Origin of the sequence: Nanhaiella sioensis (assembly GCF_046557775.1) — a bacterium.
In the GTDB taxonomy this organism is placed as follows: domain Bacteria; phylum Bacillota; class Bacilli; order Bacillales; family SM2101; genus Nanhaiella; species Nanhaiella sioensis.
Map to the genome: position 1 here is coordinate 2372866 of NZ_JBKAEG010000001.1, position 15828 is coordinate 2388693.

Below are 15828 nucleotides of genomic sequence, written 5' to 3' on the forward strand. Positions count from 1 at the left end.
CTTTAAATAAAAAGATGACACGAACTATTACGAAAATTAACAATCAAATCGAAAACAGCCTTTGCATATGTTTATCTAGACTGGTCTTAGGGATGTTTGAACTTCCTTTACTAGATCAAGTGTAGGAGGTAGGAGGGCAATGGGAACGATATTTGGGGAAATAGTTACTTTATTTATCATGGCATTTGCTTTAGGTATGGATGCTTTTTCTGTAGGTCTTGGGATGGGATTAATCCCTCTACGTCTAAAGCAAATTTTTTATATTGGTGTTACGATAGGCTTTTTTCACATTTGGATGCCATTGGTAGGAATGGTTATTGGAAGGCTGTTGTCCGAGCAGTTCGGTGCAGTTACTACCTATGCTGGTGGGGTGTTATTATTACTACTCGGTATCCAAATGCTTATATCGTCCTTAAAAGAAGATGAATCATCACTAATAACCCCTGTTGGATTGGGTTTACTTATCTTTGCTTTAAGCGTGAGTTTAGATAGTTTTTCTTTAGGTTTAAGTTTAGGGATGTTTGGAGCGCGAACAGCAATTACTATATGTATGTTTGGTTTGGTGAGTATGGTCTTGACTTGGACAGGGTTGCTACTAGGTAGATCAGCTCAAAGGTGGTTAGGGACATATGGAGAAGCATTAGGGGGAAGTATTTTATTCGCTTTTGGTGTTAAATTACTTTTCGCTTGAAGAAATAATGATAAATAGCATAGTTAGAAAATTCTAGTTCATCCGTCTTGGGTCTTTATACTTTTCTTCCTTAGTAACTTTAGCTACCATAAGCTTATTTTTTTTGCATAAAATAAAAATAAATGTATATTATTACCTATATAATGCGACAAATTTCGATTATAATGGTAGTGATGGTATAATTTTTTGTAAAATACTGTTGTAAATCAAAGAAGTTCAAACACCATAGAAGCTAGAACGAAAGTCATATATAGATCTAATAGCATCGGAGGATTAGAATGACAAAGATACTATTTGTATGTACTGGGAATACGTGTCGTAGCCCAATGGCAGAAGCATTGTTAAAACATAAAAACATGGGCAACATTCAAGTTCGATCAGCGGGTATTTATGCAAACAATGGAAGCGCTGCATCAGCTAACGCCAATGAAGTACTGAAAGAAAAGGAAATTGTGTTAGATCATATTTCTAGTCAGCTTGAAAAAGAACATATTGATTGGTCCACATATATTTTGACGATGACGAGCAGCCATAAGCATCTCATTGTGAATACATTTCCTGAAGCTATATACAAAACTTATACATTAAAAGAATTTGTTGAAGGAGAAGGTGGAGATATTAGTGATCCGTTTGGTGGTTCGGTACAGACGTATCGTCAAACGATGAATGAGTTAGAGCGGTTAATTGAGAAGTTATATAAAAAACTTAAATAAAGCTACTTTTCTTAAACTTTGATGTAATTTTCGCAAAACCCGAATAGTTAAAAGAGGTTTTACGCGATTGTCATCTTTTTATAGAAGAAAAGATGACACGAAGCACTATTTGGAGTACTTATTTCTTAGCACAAAATAACATCAATGTGCAAACTGAATCAACAAGGGGATCTATTGTTTTATTATGGGAAGGGGAGTCTTACTATGGGAGAGAAGAAGAAACGGTATAAATTTGGTTTAAGACTTAAGCTTGTATTGTTTATTACCACTGTAGCGTTAATTACATACTCTACTTCAGCGATCTGCATCTATTATTTTTATGATTTCGTTAATGGTTACTTTGCGTTAAGTGAAGGAGCTTTCACGATTATCACTTTAGTGTTAGGAATCCTTTGGTCTAGTATTTTGGCATATTTCATTGCTGGGCTTATAACTAAACCATTACAAAAATTAGAAGCGGTTGCAATGAATGCAGCGAATGGCCAAATTAATGAAGATGTTCCCGTAAAAAAAGCTGATGATGAGATTCGATCATTATCTATTGCATTTAATAAGATGCTAAAGAGTTTAAGAGAAATGGTACATAATATTGAAGATAATTTTGCAAATACAAATAACAAAGTAATAGAAATATCAACTGCTACTAATTCTGCTTCGGTACAAGCTGAGAACATTGCTCACACGATCGAGGAGATTTCTAAAGGAGCAGATGGTTCAGCTGTTGCTGTTCAAAGTACAGCAGAATCTGTTGATGATGTATTGATGTTGGCAAAAGAAGTACAAGATAAAGCTGTTGCATCTGAACACCTTTCTAAAGAGATGGTTAACCGCTTAAATGATAGTAAAGTAGTTATACACTCTCTCGTTTCAGGAATTCAAAGTTTAGCGGAAAATAATCAACAATCTTTAAAAGCGGTTGGTAGATTAGAAGAGAATGCAAATAAAGTAGAAAATATTATTTCATTAGTTGGCGATATTGCTGAGCAAACGAATTTGTTAGCGTTGAATGCATCCATAGAAGCTGCTCGTGCAGGGGAGCATGGGAAAGGTTTTGCAGTTGTAGCAGAAGAGGTTCGTAAGCTTGCGGATGAGAGTGGAACAGCTGTCCAAGGAATAACGGAGTTAATCAAAAATATTCAGCTTGAGGTTCAGAATGTCGTTCAACAAATCACAGATCAAGTAAATGTAGCAAACAAAGAGGCGAATAAAGGATCAGAGACAAACGAAGCTATTGCAGAAATGACTGAATCAGTAAATGAAGTTGTTGAAGCGGTCAAATATATTACTAAATACGTGATGCGTCAGATGGATAGTATTAATCATACTGCTGTACAATCACAAGAGGTCGCTGCAATTGCTGAGCAAACATCAGCAGGAGCAGAAGAAGTAGCAGCCTCCACGAACGAACAGGCATTAGTTATCGAAAATATTGATAAACTCGTAACTGAATTATCTGGACAAGCTGATAATTTGAAAAAAACGATACAACAATTTAATTGTTAATTACGTATTATAGTGAGCTAATGTCGAATTACACACATGAAAAGATACAAAATGAGAGCAGCACAAAAGATCCTATTTTGGTTTAATCGTGAGTAGGTCGAACAATAACCGACGTCGATAAGTTTAAAAAATTATCAATTAAATACATAGCGCAAAAGAGTTTTAGTTAGCTATACGTATATTTATAGCAAACTAAAACTTTTTTGCTAGGTAACTTTCACATAATTGTACTATTCCTTATAAGAGATAAGCACGTATACAAATAGCGTTCGTAGCATCTTTGCTACTTTTAAAATAATTGAGCTCTCATAAAGCTCATTATAAAGTTCATTTTAGCAACAAGGTTTACGAAGAGAGCTTTTTCATAATTCCTGTTCATAAAATGTGTTACTACTGTTACTAAAGAAGCTTTAGTCATTTTGTATATGTTTACAAGAAAAAAATTCCAGCTTTAGTGTGTGCAATAATTAAAATGCCGAAGCGTCCTTATTATAAACACTGTGTGCATTAAAATTTGTTTTACCTATTATCCTCTATCAATTACTTTTTCGTTATTTTTCCAACCTCTTCTATCTATTAAACTTGTAATGTGAGCGATGTGATGACGCCCATGCCAAGCATAAATACCAATAGCTGTTTTCAATTTAACTACTCCTGAATCTGGATGGATAAACTGCTTTTCTAAATCGCTAGGTTGTAATGAGCGCAATAATACTACCCATTTTTTATGTAAAGCTGTTAATAGATCCAGTGATAAATCAATCGGTGCTGATGAAGAATCGTGTAACTGTGCAAACCCTTGCTGATCATAAGCTTTAATATGTGGCTCATTTTCAGTCAGCGTCCACTTAAATCGAATAAAACCATTGATATGAGCATCTGCCACATGATGTACAACCTGTCTAACTGTCCATCCCTCTGGTCGATACGCGGTATTTAACTGTGCTTCCGATAAACCTTTTACAGTTTGTTGAAGCCTTAAAGGTGTTTTTTCTATTTGATTAATCCATAAATCTAGTTGTTCTTTGGCTAAATTATCGTCTAGCTTAGGTTTACCTATCGGGTATCGTAAATCTTCCATCTTTCTTCCTCCTTACTTCAATAGAATCTTTAACATTATTTTACACCAAGAAAGTTTATCAAGTAGTTAAAAGTTAAATCAAAACTATATGGTCTTTTTACCGAACAAATTATTCTCAGCTCAGAAGAGTTTGAAAATTCACGTGTAACAATGTGCATAAAGTATTTGCTTGTTCTATTCCAAATACACTATCATATAGACGGATACCTCTTTGGGGCAATAATACGTAAATGGAGGCTAAATAATGAAAATAGCAATTGCATCAGATCATGGTGGAGTAAATATTCGTGAAGAAATTAAAGGCTTAATGGAAGAGATGAACATAGATTATGTTGATCTAGGCTGTGAATGTGGCGAATCAGTTGATTACCCTGATTATGCACTACCAGTTGCGGAGAAAGTAGTGAGTGGAGAGGTTGATAGAGGTATATTAATATGTGGTACTGGGATAGGGATGAGTATTGCAGCTAATAAGGTGAAAGGAATTCGATGTGCTCTTGTCCATGACTTATTCAGCGCAAAAGCAACGCGTGAACATAATAATAGCAATATTTTGGCTATGGGTGAGCGAGTAATAGGCCCTGGACTAGCAAGAGAGATTGCGAAAGTTTGGTTGACTACTGACTTTGAAGGTGGACGACATGAGAATCGAATTAACAAAATTACTAAATACGAAAAATAACACGAAGGAGAGCGAGCCGACATGAGTGCTGATATATTAAAATGGCAGCAGCAATTACATATGATTTTAAGTGAGTTCCAACAAATTGCATCGCTAGGGAATCAACAGCTGTTAGTCGTTGGTTGCAGTACGAGTGAAATCTTAGGCGAACGAATTGGAACATCTGGTACGATGGAAGTTGCAGAGATGGTCGTAAAAGAATGTATGGCATTAAAAGAGATGTATGGTTTCCAAATAGCATTTCAATGCTGCGAACATTTGAACAGGGCGTTAGTTGTAGAAAGACAAACAGCATTAGACAAACAGCTTACAGAAGTAACAGTAACACCTATTCGCTCTGCAGGTGGGTCGGTACCTACATATGCTTATCACCATTTCATTGATCCGGTTGTTGTAGAGTTTATAAAAGCAGATGCTGGTATTGATATCGGTGATACTTTTATCGGCATGCATATTAAGCATGTGGCTGTTCCAGTTCGGTGCTCCATCAATCAAATTGGACATGCTCATGTCACCCTTGCTAAATCAAGACCAAAACTTATCGGTGGTGAAAGAGCTGTTTATGCGAGTAACAAAGAAAATAAACAATGTTAATCTTATTTTGTTATAACAGCACTATTGCTTGATTCTTATTAATATTAAATGGAAGGATGATGACAATAATGGAATGGGAAAATGATGCAAAAGAACTATATGAGGAGTTACTTAAGCTAATTCCAGTTTTTGCTCGACCAATGGCTAAAAAAGGAATTGAAAGAAGAATCCTTGAAATATCAGATAATAAAATATCAATAGATGAAGTTATAAGAGGGTATCTTATGGCAGCACCTGGAAATATGAAGGGGCGTGTCATTGATGTGTTAAAATCGAAAAACATCGACCTTACCCCGTACAAGGATATAGTGGGATAGTTTGTTAACTGTTTTTCAATCTGTTATTGGGTTGATGATAAAATGTTTTCAATAACGATGTTGTTAAAACAGTAAAATCATTGATTAACATGGCTTTTCGTAGGTGATCTATGTTTTTAACAATGAAATTGTTCTTTTAGGTGACAACATCCAAGGAAACATAGGGATAGCATCGTTTCTACAAGAAAGGATACATGATGAAAACAAAGCGGATAACAACGGAGAATGAATTAAAAACGGCATTTCATATTAGAACAACAGTGTTTGTAGAGGAACAAGGGGTACCGTTAGAAGATGAATTTGATGAATACGATCAATTAAACGGAAAATGTGATCATGTTCTTGTTTTTATCAACGATGAAGCTGTAGGGACTGGTAGAATTCGTTTTGTTGATGGACAAGGCAAACTTGAAAGAATATGTGTCTTAGCTCCATACCGTAAATTTGGTGTTGGAAAAGTCATTATTCAAGCACTTGAAGGAATAGCAAAGGATAAACAAATAACAAGAGTGAAGTTACACGGTCAAACACAAGCAGAAGGCTTTTACAAAAAGCTTGGTTATGATATATTGTCTGATGTTTTTATGGAGGACGACATTCCGCATGTATTAATGGGAAAAGGTTTGAATGTTCGTAGTTCCGAACAATAACACCATGATAAGTGTTTTTTGTTCTTTTTTTCGTGGATCGGGGTATAATCATGTGCTATAATAGAAATTAATTTTCGGAAAAAAACATATGGGCAGAAGCCATCGGAGGGGATTTACATGAAAAACTTATCGCAGCAAGATCAAACCGTTTTTAAAGCAATGAATGAAGAATTGACTAGACAGCGTACAAAAATTGAATTAATTGCATCTGAGAATTTTGTAAGTGAGGTAGTAATGGAAGCGCAAGGATCTGTATTAACAAATAAGTATGCGGAAGGTTATCCTGGTCGACGTTATTACGGAGGCTGTGAGCATGTTGATGTTGTTGAGGATATTGCGCGTGACCGCGCAAAACAAATCTTTGGTGCTGAGTATGCAAATGTGCAACCACACTCAGGTGCACAAGCGAATATGGCTGTGTATTTTACGATCCTTGAACATGGCGATACAGTGTTAGGAATGAATTTATCCCACGGTGGTCATTTAACTCATGGTAGCCCCGTCAATTTTAGTGGAGTCCAATATAATTTCGTAGAGTATGGTGTAGATCAAGATACTCATCGTATTAATTATGAGGATGTTCTAGAGAAAGCTAAACTGCACAAACCAAAATTAATTGTTGCAGGAGCAAGTGCATACCCACGAGAAATAGACTTTAAACGTTTCCGAGAAATTGCTGATGAAGTAGGGGCTTATTTAATGGTTGATATGGCTCATATTGCAGGCTTGGTAGCTGCAGGCTTACACCAAAATCCAATTCCGTTTGCAGATTTTGTTACAACGACAACACATAAAACATTGCGTGGACCACGTGGTGGTATGATTTTATGTAAGGAAGAGTTCGGTAAGAAGATTGATAAATCAATTTTTCCAGGAATTCAAGGTGGCCCGCTTATGCATGTCATTGCTGCAAAAGCAGTTTCATTTGGTGAAGCACTTGAAGACAGCTTTAAACAGTATGCAGGAAATGTTATAGCTAACGCTAAGCAACTTGCTGAAAGCTTAAAAGAAGAAGGTATCACACTCGTTTCCGATGGTACTGATAATCACCTTGTTTTACTAGATGTCCGTTCGTTAAATATTACAGGTAAATTGGCTGAAAAAATCCTTGATGATGTAGGTATTACAGTGAACAAGAATACAATACCATTTGATCCTGAAAGTCCGTTTGTTACTAGCGGAATTCGTATAGGTACAGCTGCTGTAACAAGCCGTGGCTTTGATATAGAGGCTATGAAAGAAACGGCAGCAATCATTGCGTTTACGCTCAATAACCATGATAATGAAGAAAAGCTGGAAGAAGCGAAAGAACGTGTAGCAACTTTAATTAAAAAATTCCCATTATATGAAGATAAATAATATGACATAAGCTAGACTGCATTTTTGCAAGTCTAGCTTTTTGTTTGTGGTAAAGTGTTAAATTTAGGTAATTATTCGATTAACTTTGAGACTGCTATAAAAAAAGAAAACTTACCTCGTTTGAAGAGGTGTTATTAGGAGATGTTATATATCATGTCTTTCCCATCCAAATGGGTTTTTATAGAGCATTTAACATAATATTTAATATGATAATGCCCCCTTATATGAGCTGGGATTGAGGAGCTAGTGCTTTTCTTAAGTGAAGCTTGAACTGTTGGAGGTTTTTCTGTAAAATCAATTGAAGTGAAAACGAAAAGGAGAGATATTAAGATGGCGAAAGTATATGTGTTTGATCACCCCCTCATTCAACATAAGCTTACATATATTCGAGATAAACATACAGGTACGAAAGAATTCCGTGAATTAGTTGATGAAGTAGCAACTCTCATGGCATTTGAAATTACGCGTGATCTTCCACTTGAAGATACGGTTATTGAAACACCTGTTAATAAAACAAACTCAAAAATATTAACGGGGAAAAAATTAGGTATTATTCCTATTTTAAGAGCTGGCTTAGGAATGGTAGATGGCATCCTAAAGTTGATTCCTGCTGCAAAAGTTGGACATATTGGACTTTATCGTGACCCAAAAACATTGCAACCAGTTGAATATTATGTGAAGCTTCCTTCTGATGTAGCTGAACGTGACTTTATTGTAGTTGATCCGATGTTAGCAACTGGAGGGTCAGCAGTCGAAGCAATTCATTCATTAAAAAAACGTGGTGCCAAAAACATTAAATTAATGTGTTTAATCGCTGCTCCTGAGGGCGTTGAGGTAGTTAAAACCGAACATCCTGATGTTGACATATATCTTGCTGCTTTAGATGAAAAACTTAATGATCATGGCTACATTGTTCCAGGTTTAGGTGACGCTGGTGATCGATTGTTCGGAACGAAATAAATTCATATTTTTTGAAAATCAAGTAGAGCAGACTTTACTTGATTTTCTAGGTTTGTTAAGGGTCTGATTCCTCTCAATGTATTGTATTTGCGCTTGAGAGTTATTGAATTTGACCTTTTTCGTTTAAGTTTTACGTATTCAAATGGTATAACTAAGATAACATTGTTAGTGGAGGCGTCTGGAGATGACTAAACGGATAAGAGTGATGACGATTTTTGGAACTCGTCCTGAAGCAATTAAAATGGCACCGCTAGTACTAGAGTTGCAAAAACAATCCGAGCATTTTGAATCAATTGTAACTGTAACCGCTCAGCATCGAGAAATGCTTGATCAAGTTTTACATATTTTCGGGATTACGCCTGATTATGATTTGAATATTATGAAGGAACGTCAAACGTTAACTGACATTACAACGAGAGGGCTTGAAGGCTTAGAAGATGTAATGAAAAAAGTACAACCGGACATCGTGCTTGTACACGGTGACACGACAACGACTTTTGTGGCGAGTCTTGCAGCGTATTATAACAAAATTGTTGTCGGTCACGTAGAGGCTGGACTTCGTACTTGGAACAAATTTTCACCGTTTCCAGAAGAAATGAACAGGCAGTTAACGGGAGTATTAGCTGATTTACACTTTGCTCCAACTTCTAAAGCACAAGCTAACCTTTTAAATGAAAATAAAGAGGAACAAGGAATATTTATTACAGGGAATACTGCGATTGATGCGTTAACAACGACAGTGAAGGATCAGTATACACACCCTATTTTAGATCAACTCGGTCATGATCGACTAATTTTATTAACAGCACATCGTCGCGAAAATGTTGGCGAACCGATGCGGAATATATTCCGAGCAGTGAAACGTCTTGTTGAAGAACACAGTGATGTTCAAGTTGTGTATCCTGTTCACCTAAATCCTGCTGTAAGAGAGCTGGCAAATGACGTGTTAGGAAATGATTCGCGAATTCACTTAATTGAACCATTAGATGTGATTGATTTTCATAATTTTGCCTCAAGAGCTCACCTCATCTTGACAGATTCAGGTGGTGTTCAAGAAGAAGCGCCTTCCTTAGGAGTACCTGTCCTTGTACTTCGTGACACAACCGAACGCCCTGAAGGCATTGATGCAGGTACATTAAAATTAGCAGGAACTGATGCAGGCACGATCCATCAATTAGCAACTGAACTTCTCACAAATAAAGAAGAATATGAGAAAATGGCACAAGCGAGTAATCCATATGGTGATGGTGAAGCATCTAAGCGTATAGCGGAAGCCATAAAGTATTATTTTAAACAATTAGCTAACAGACCAGCAGATTATTTAATATAGAAATTTTTAATATAGGCTCTTTTCGTAAACTTTGTTGCTATTGTTAGAACTAATAAGTTGTTTTATATGGTTAGTCATTGTTGTACAGAAGAAAAGATGCCACGAACTCTATTTGTGTACGTGTTTGGCTCTTAGTACGAAAAGCAACATTTAATGCGAATACAGCCATTAAAAAAGACTGATGAGCGTCAGTCTTTTTTAGTTTGGACAATAAAAGTGGTTGCTTGGACGGTAACAGATACAGCTTCGACTGTAAACTAGTTGATTAGGACAGTAAATCTGTTGATTAGGATAGTAAACCCACTGGTTTGGATAGTAAACCCATTGATTAGGATAGTAAATCTGTTGATTAGGATAGTAAACTTGTTGATTTGAATAGTAAACCCATTGATTTGGACAGTAAACCTGTTGAATAGGATAGTAAACCTAGAAGTTTCGACAGTAAAGTAAGAGTTTTGGAAAAAAACACCGCATTTTACTCGAAATTAACATGTATTTCTCACATAAAATGATTCCATTCGTATAAAACTAAAGCCGGAGGTGATGCTATGCGAGTATTCAGGCAAATGAATCTACTATTTCTTCTTATCTTACTTATAACATTGAATCTTACTTATCAGCATGATGAGTTTAAAGCAGCAAATCAAGTTATAACTTACCCTGACAGACCCCCTATACCAAAATTTGTTCCGAATAAACAAGAGAAGGCTATTATTGTCGTTGAGGAAGAGCATTTTGAAAGAGCGAAAAAGCAACTATCCAACTCACTTCCATCAATACGTGTTCATCAAATATATGAAATAGCCTTTAAAGGTTTTGCTGTAGAAGGTAAGTCACAGGATATACATAAATTATTACAGAAATCATGGGTAAAGCACTCTTCTTCCGTTTCCACATATCGTGTAACGCTTGAAAAGAGCGTTCCTTTTATCGGTGGTCACGAAGTAAGGGGGTTGTTTGATCCTGAGAATGTAAGATTAACTGGAAAGGGGATGAGAGTCGGTGTCATTGATACAGGGGTAGATTATACACATCCAGATTTACAAAAAAACTACGGAGGAGGATTTGATGTTATTGACGATGATAATGACCCAATGGAGACGATTGCTGCTGAAGGATTACCTACACTGCACGGTACTCACGTAGCTGGAATCATTGCAGCGAATGGAAAGGTGAAAGGAGTCGCACCAGAAGCAGAAATTATCGCATATCGTGCATTAGGTCCAGGAGGAGTTGGTACGAGCGATCAGGTCATTGCAGCTATTGAAAAAGCGATTGAAGATCAAGTAGATGTTATTAATCTATCTCTTGGAACTACAGTGAACGGTCCGGATTGGCCTACTAGTTTAGCGCTTGATAAAGCTGTTGAACAGGGCATCATTGCTGTCACGTCAAGTGGTAATTCTGGTCCTAGCATATGGACGGTCGGCTCACCTGGTACGTCCTTAAAATCGATTTCTGTTGGTGCGTCAACGCCTCCAATGCATAATCCTTTTATTAAGGTCGCTTTTCACGATGAAGAGATCGAGTTATCTACCATGCAAGGTTCACGTGCTTGGGACATAAACAAACCGACTTCATTTGTTCTTGGCGGTCTTGGTACCAAAGAAGATCTAGTTGATGTGAAGGAGAAAATTGTCCTCATTGAGCGCGGAAAGATTACCTTTACTGAAAAAGCATTAAATGCTCAAGAAGAAGGTGCGGTTGGAGTAATTATTTATAATCATAAAGAAGGAGATTTCCTCGGAACTCTTGAGGAGCAGCCAACAATTCCTGTAGTATCAATGTCACAAAAAGAAGGCATATGGCTAAAGGCACGGCATGATGAAGGTAAGAGGCTATTGTATACGTCTCAACGACCTAGTAAGGACGTGTTAGCTGACTTTAGTTCAAGAGGACCTGTTACATATACTTGGGGTATTAAGCCTGATATTGTCGCTCCAGGCGTGGCAATTGATAGTACGGTTCCGAATGGCTATTTACAATTACAAGGCACGAGTATGGCCGCGCCCCATGTGGCAGGGGCATGTGCGTTAATAAAACAAGCTCATCCTGATTGGACGCCAGAGCAAGTAAAGGCAGCTTTGATGAATACAGCTAAAACTCTAACGAAGGAGGATGGGAGTTTATATGAGCCCTATGAACAAGGAGCTGGAAGAATTCAACTTGCCGAAGCCATTAGAGCAAGTACTTTAGTATATCCTAGTTCAGTTGCCTTCGGGCAATTTCAAACACAGGATGTTCGGCAAAAGAAAAAAGTGACACTCACCATTGAAAATCAATCTACAAAGCGTGCTTATTATGCATTCGAATATCCAAAGCATCAGGCTGGACTACAATGGGGTTTGCCTATGTCCTTTACATTACAGCCTAAAGAGAAGAAGCAAGTTGATGTTAAATTTGATATTACACCAAATATGTTTGAGGGTGGCTTACATACAGGAGCATTTGTCATAAGAGAAAATAACAAACGTATTACATTACCTTATCTCTTTGTAGTAGATGAACCGGATTATCCAAGGGTGATAGGCTTTGAATTTACAATTGGAGACGAACCAGCTACATATCAATATGAGCTATATTTGCCCGGTGGTGCTGAAGAATTAGCTATAGCCTTATATGATCCAGATACATTTCATTTTATTACATATTTAGACTGGCAAAAGGATGTAGAGCGAGGTTTATTTGAAAAGACATTATCGTTTGATGAAGTTCCAGCAGAAGGTGTTTATAAAGCAATTATCTTTGCCAAAAAAGAGGGGAGGGAGGATTCGTTTGAAACAATGGTAGTCATAGAAGACATCGCTGACAACGAAAAATAGTGTAATCTAATAATATAACATTTTGTCGGCTTATGTAATGTGAACATTTCACAACAAACAGATTGACATTGACTATGTGCTATTGTATGCTTACAAAGGATGTAAAAAATAAGGCTTACAAGCGGGTAAAAACAAGACTTTTCAGACATTTTTTAATGCTGTTTTGAAAAGTATTATTGTGAGGTTTATGTCGGAATGCGTCAAAACCAACGACACCCTTTACGAGCGATGGCACTAATGTCGACCATTCTCTCGCAACTAGTAGGTTCAGTTTTATTTGGCATTTTTTCTGGAAGATGGATCGATAGTAAATTGGAAACGGCACCATTGTTTTTAATTATTGGTCTTCTTATTGGACTAGCAGCTGGTGTATTTGCTATGGTGCGCATGATCAACCACTATTTTTCGGGAGATTCCTAATTATGCAAGATTTGCAGCAAATGTCTATACGTTATAGAAAATACATATTATTTCTGCTTTCAATCTACGTGTTAGGTTGGGGGTTCACACCATATCAATCGGTTTTTTTAGGGTTGATATTAGGTACAATAATAAGTTTGTATAATTTATGGATCATGGTTCGCCGGTCAAATCGGTTTACTAAAGCGGTGGAAGAAGGTACTAAAGTTCGTTCACTAGGAACATTTAACCGGATGGCTTCAGCTGCACTTGTCGTGTATATTGCATTACAATATCCAGACAAGATTCATTTATACTCAGCAATTTTGGGATTAATGACGATCTATATCGTCATTATAATAGATTATTTTTTTCAACTCATTCATCGCGGGGAAGAGAGGTGAATAATAAATGAATCATGGAGCTCCAATTCAAGAATTTTTAGGCCTTAATTTTAATTTAAGTAATGTATTAATGATGCTAGTTACTGCTACAATTGTATTTATTATCGCAGTCATCTGTACTCGTTCTCTATCTATGAAACCTACAGGTAAGCAAAACTTCATCGAGTGGGTAGTAGACTTTATTAAAGGAATTATAAATAGCTCGATGGATTGGCAAACTGGTGGAAGATTCTTAACGTTAGGATTAACGTTATTCCTATACATCATTGTTGCCAATATGTTAGGTCTACCATTTGCGGTTCAAGTAAATGGTGAGCTATGGTGGAAATCACCGACTGCTGATCCAGTCGTTACGCTAACATTAGCGATAATGGTTGTTGGATTGTCACACTATTATGGTGTGAAAATGAAAGGTGTAAAAGAATATGGTAGAGACTTTATCAAACCATTTCCTTTTATGTTGCCATTTAAGATTATCGAAGAGTTTGCTAACACATTAACACTGGGTCTTCGTCTTTATGGTAATATATTCGCGGGTGAAATCCTTCTAGGATTACTAGCAGGTTTGGCTACAAGTGGGTATGCTGCAAGTATCGGTTCTGGAATTATTGGAACTTTAGCTTCTATTCCGCTTATGTTAGCTTGGCAAGGTTTCAGTATATTCGTTGGTGCAATTCAAGCGTTTATCTTTACAATGTTAACAATGGTTTATCTGGCACACAAAGTGAGCCATGACCATTAAATAAATCTACTCGTTCAAAATTAATTTTTGGACACATCTTTTTAATTCATACTATTACTTTCACAAATTAAAGGAGGACTTTTTATTATGACAGGTTCTGTTGGTTTATTAGCAGCAGCAATTGCAATTGGTTTAGGAGCACTAGGTGCTGGTATTGGTAACGGTCTTATCGTATCTCGTACAGTTGAAGGAATGGCTCGTCAGCCTGAAGCACGTGGTATGTTACAAACAACAATGTTCATTGGGGTTGCACTAGTTGAGGCACTTCCTATCATCGCTGTTGTTATCGCATTTATGGTAATGGGTTCATAATAGTAGATCTTTGATTAGTGGGGTAATGGCGAAGAACATGTTCAGAGAACCTTCGCCATTCCTTTTGTTTAAATAATATAATTTTAATTTTCTTACACATACAATCGTTCAAAGACATTAGGTTTTTGAACGTCTTCATGAAATCTCTTGAAGGGAGTGAACGAAGATATGTTCAAATTAGACATGTTGGTATTAGGAGCAGGAGCTGGTGGAGAAGGCGGTGAGATACCACTTTTTAATGGTGGAGATATTCTCGCACAATTAATTATCTTCCTTATCCTATTATTGCTATTAAAGAAGTTTGCATGGGGTCCACTAATGGGCATTATGAAACAACGTGAAGAACATATTGCTAACGAAATTACGACTGCTGAACAAAGTAGCAAAGAAGCTCAGGGGCTTCTTGAAGAACAGCGTCAGTTATTAAAGGATGCACGTAAAGAAGCGCAGGAACTTATTGAAGGTGCGAAGAAAATTGGTGAGGAGCAGAAAAACGATATCGTTAATGCTGCCCGCATCGAAGCTGAGCGTGTAAAAGATTCTGCAACTCAAGCAATTGAGCAAGAAAAAGAACAAGCTATTGCTGCATTACGTGAACAAGTAGCATCGTTATCTGTTCTTATTGCATCGAAAGTAATTGAAAAAGAACTAAATGAACAAGATCAAGAAAAACTTATAAATGATTACATTCAAGAAGTAGGAGAAGGGCGATGAGCAAAGAAATCGTAGCAAAACGATATGCGCTGGCTCTTTTCCAATTAGCAAAGGAACAGAATATCCTTGATCAGATTGGTGAGGAACTTCGCGTCGTTAAACAAGTGTTTACAGACAATGAGCAGTTTCTTTCTGTTCTGCATCACCCTAAGGTATCTGTTGCTAAGAAGAAGGCATCGCTACAAGAGGCTTTCAAATCTGCTTCTTCAGTCGTGGTGAACACGCTTTCTCTATTAGTAGAACGCCATCGCTTAAACATCGTTGTTGATGTAGTGAATGAGTTCTTATCATTGTCAAATGATGAGCGCGGTGTTGCAGATGCTAAGGTATTTACTGTTAAGCCTTTATCGGATGTAGAAAAAAATACGTTATCAAATGTATTTGCGACAAAGGTTGGTAAGCAGTCTCTTAATATTGAAAATATAGTTGATCATACACTGATCGGTGGCATTAAAATCCGGATCGGTAATCGTATATATGACGGGAGCGTTAGCAGCAAGCTAGAGCGTATTGAACGTCAGCTCGTAGGAAATAGATCGTAGATAGGGGTGAAAT

Annotated in this window: 18 protein-coding genes; 17 read left to right on the plus strand and 1 reads right to left on the minus strand. The window is 36.9% G+C overall.

The window, feature by feature from the left end; all coding sequences use genetic code 11:
* Nucleotides 1-139: 139 nt before the first annotated feature.
* The 3 genes from V1503_RS11200 to V1503_RS11215 all read left to right on the plus strand — a co-directional run bounded on the left by V1503_RS11200 (nucleotide 140) and on the right by V1503_RS11215 (nucleotide 2907).
* Nucleotides 140-691 carry a manganese efflux pump MntP gene (locus V1503_RS11200; RefSeq protein ID WP_410626931.1) on the plus strand — a complete coding sequence of 184 codons (552 nt, stop codon included), beginning with the start codon at nucleotides 140-142 and terminating at the stop codon, nucleotides 689-691.
* A 278-nt stretch (nucleotides 692-969) separates the two neighbouring features.
* The gene (locus V1503_RS11205) at nucleotides 970-1404 is read left to right on the plus strand and encodes a low molecular weight protein arginine phosphatase (RefSeq protein ID WP_410626933.1); all 435 of its coding nucleotides are present in this window, start codon (nucleotides 970-972) and stop codon (nucleotides 1402-1404) included.
* A gap of 204 nt (nucleotides 1405-1608) precedes the next feature.
* Nucleotides 1609-2907: a methyl-accepting chemotaxis protein gene (locus tag V1503_RS11215; protein WP_496113364.1), complete on the plus strand. Its 1299-nt coding sequence runs from the start codon at nucleotides 1609-1611 to the stop codon at nucleotides 2905-2907.
* A gap of 526 nt (nucleotides 2908-3433) precedes the next feature.
* Here V1503_RS11215 and V1503_RS11220 read toward each other — a convergent pair.
* A complete protein-coding gene (locus tag V1503_RS11220) occupies nucleotides 3434-3988 on the minus strand; it encodes a YfiT family bacillithiol transferase (RefSeq protein WP_410626935.1) in 555 nt (184 codons plus the stop codon).
* Nucleotides 3989-4232: 244 nt separating this feature from the next.
* Between V1503_RS11220 and rpiB the strand changes: the two genes are divergently transcribed.
* From rpiB to V1503_RS11290, 14 genes are all read left to right on the plus strand, one after another.
* Nucleotides 4233-4670, plus strand: coding sequence for a ribose 5-phosphate isomerase B (rpiB, locus tag V1503_RS11225; protein ID WP_214480876.1), 438 nt, complete (start codon nucleotides 4233-4235; stop codon nucleotides 4668-4670).
* Between the two features lie 21 nt (nucleotides 4671-4691).
* Entirely contained in the window at nucleotides 4692-5264 is a 573-nt protein-coding gene (locus V1503_RS11230; protein WP_214480875.1) for a TIGR01440 family protein, read from the plus strand.
* 68 nt (nucleotides 5265-5332) lie between these two features.
* Nucleotides 5333-5581, plus strand: a complete 249-nt coding sequence (locus V1503_RS11235; RefSeq protein WP_410626938.1) for a DUF2621 family protein — start codon at nucleotides 5333-5335, stop codon at nucleotides 5579-5581.
* 197 nt (nucleotides 5582-5778) lie between these two features.
* Nucleotides 5779-6231 (plus strand): GNAT family N-acetyltransferase, encoded by a 453-nt coding sequence (locus V1503_RS11240; RefSeq protein WP_410626940.1) that lies wholly within the window; start codon nucleotides 5779-5781, stop codon nucleotides 6229-6231.
* Nucleotides 6232-6348: 117 nt separating this feature from the next.
* A complete protein-coding gene (gene glyA / locus V1503_RS11245; protein ID WP_410626943.1) occupies nucleotides 6349-7590 on the plus strand; it encodes a serine hydroxymethyltransferase in 1242 nt (413 codons plus the stop codon).
* Between the two features lie 330 nt (nucleotides 7591-7920).
* Nucleotides 7921-8550, plus strand: a complete 630-nt coding sequence (gene upp, locus V1503_RS11250; protein WP_214480871.1) for a uracil phosphoribosyltransferase — start codon at nucleotides 7921-7923, stop codon at nucleotides 8548-8550.
* A 184-nt stretch (nucleotides 8551-8734) separates the two neighbouring features.
* Nucleotides 8735-9880: a non-hydrolyzing UDP-N-acetylglucosamine 2-epimerase gene (wecB, locus tag V1503_RS11255; RefSeq protein ID WP_410626946.1), complete on the plus strand. Its 1146-nt coding sequence runs from the start codon at nucleotides 8735-8737 to the stop codon at nucleotides 9878-9880.
* Nucleotides 9881-10428: 548 nt separating this feature from the next.
* Complete coding sequence (locus V1503_RS11260; protein ID WP_410626948.1) at nucleotides 10429-12702, plus strand: S8 family serine peptidase; 2274 nt, start codon at nucleotides 10429-10431, stop codon at nucleotides 12700-12702.
* Nucleotides 12703-12897: 195 nt separating this feature from the next.
* Nucleotides 12898-13122 carry an AtpZ/AtpI family protein gene (locus tag V1503_RS11265; RefSeq protein WP_410626950.1) on the plus strand — a complete coding sequence of 75 codons (225 nt, stop codon included), beginning with the start codon at nucleotides 12898-12900 and terminating at the stop codon, nucleotides 13120-13122.
* A 2-nt stretch (nucleotides 13123-13124) separates the two neighbouring features.
* Entirely contained in the window at nucleotides 13125-13505 is a 381-nt protein-coding gene (locus V1503_RS11270; RefSeq protein ID WP_410626952.1) for an ATP synthase subunit I, read from the plus strand.
* A gap of 7 nt (nucleotides 13506-13512) precedes the next feature.
* Entirely contained in the window at nucleotides 13513-14247 is a 735-nt protein-coding gene (gene atpB / locus V1503_RS11275; RefSeq protein WP_410626954.1) for a F0F1 ATP synthase subunit A, read from the plus strand.
* An 87-nt stretch (nucleotides 14248-14334) separates the two neighbouring features.
* The gene (gene atpE, locus V1503_RS11280; RefSeq protein ID WP_214480865.1) at nucleotides 14335-14559 is read left to right on the plus strand and encodes a F0F1 ATP synthase subunit C; all 225 of its coding nucleotides are present in this window, start codon (nucleotides 14335-14337) and stop codon (nucleotides 14557-14559) included.
* Nucleotides 14560-14727: 168 nt separating this feature from the next.
* A complete protein-coding gene (gene atpF, locus V1503_RS11285) occupies nucleotides 14728-15273 on the plus strand; it encodes a F0F1 ATP synthase subunit B (RefSeq protein WP_413785405.1) in 546 nt (181 codons plus the stop codon).
* Nucleotides 15270-15815 carry a F0F1 ATP synthase subunit delta gene (locus V1503_RS11290; RefSeq protein WP_320257983.1) on the plus strand — a complete coding sequence of 182 codons (546 nt, stop codon included), beginning with the start codon at nucleotides 15270-15272 and terminating at the stop codon, nucleotides 15813-15815. Before atpF ends, V1503_RS11290 begins: the two co-directional genes overlap by 4 nt.
* The last annotated feature ends 13 nt before the right edge of the window (nucleotides 15816-15828 follow it).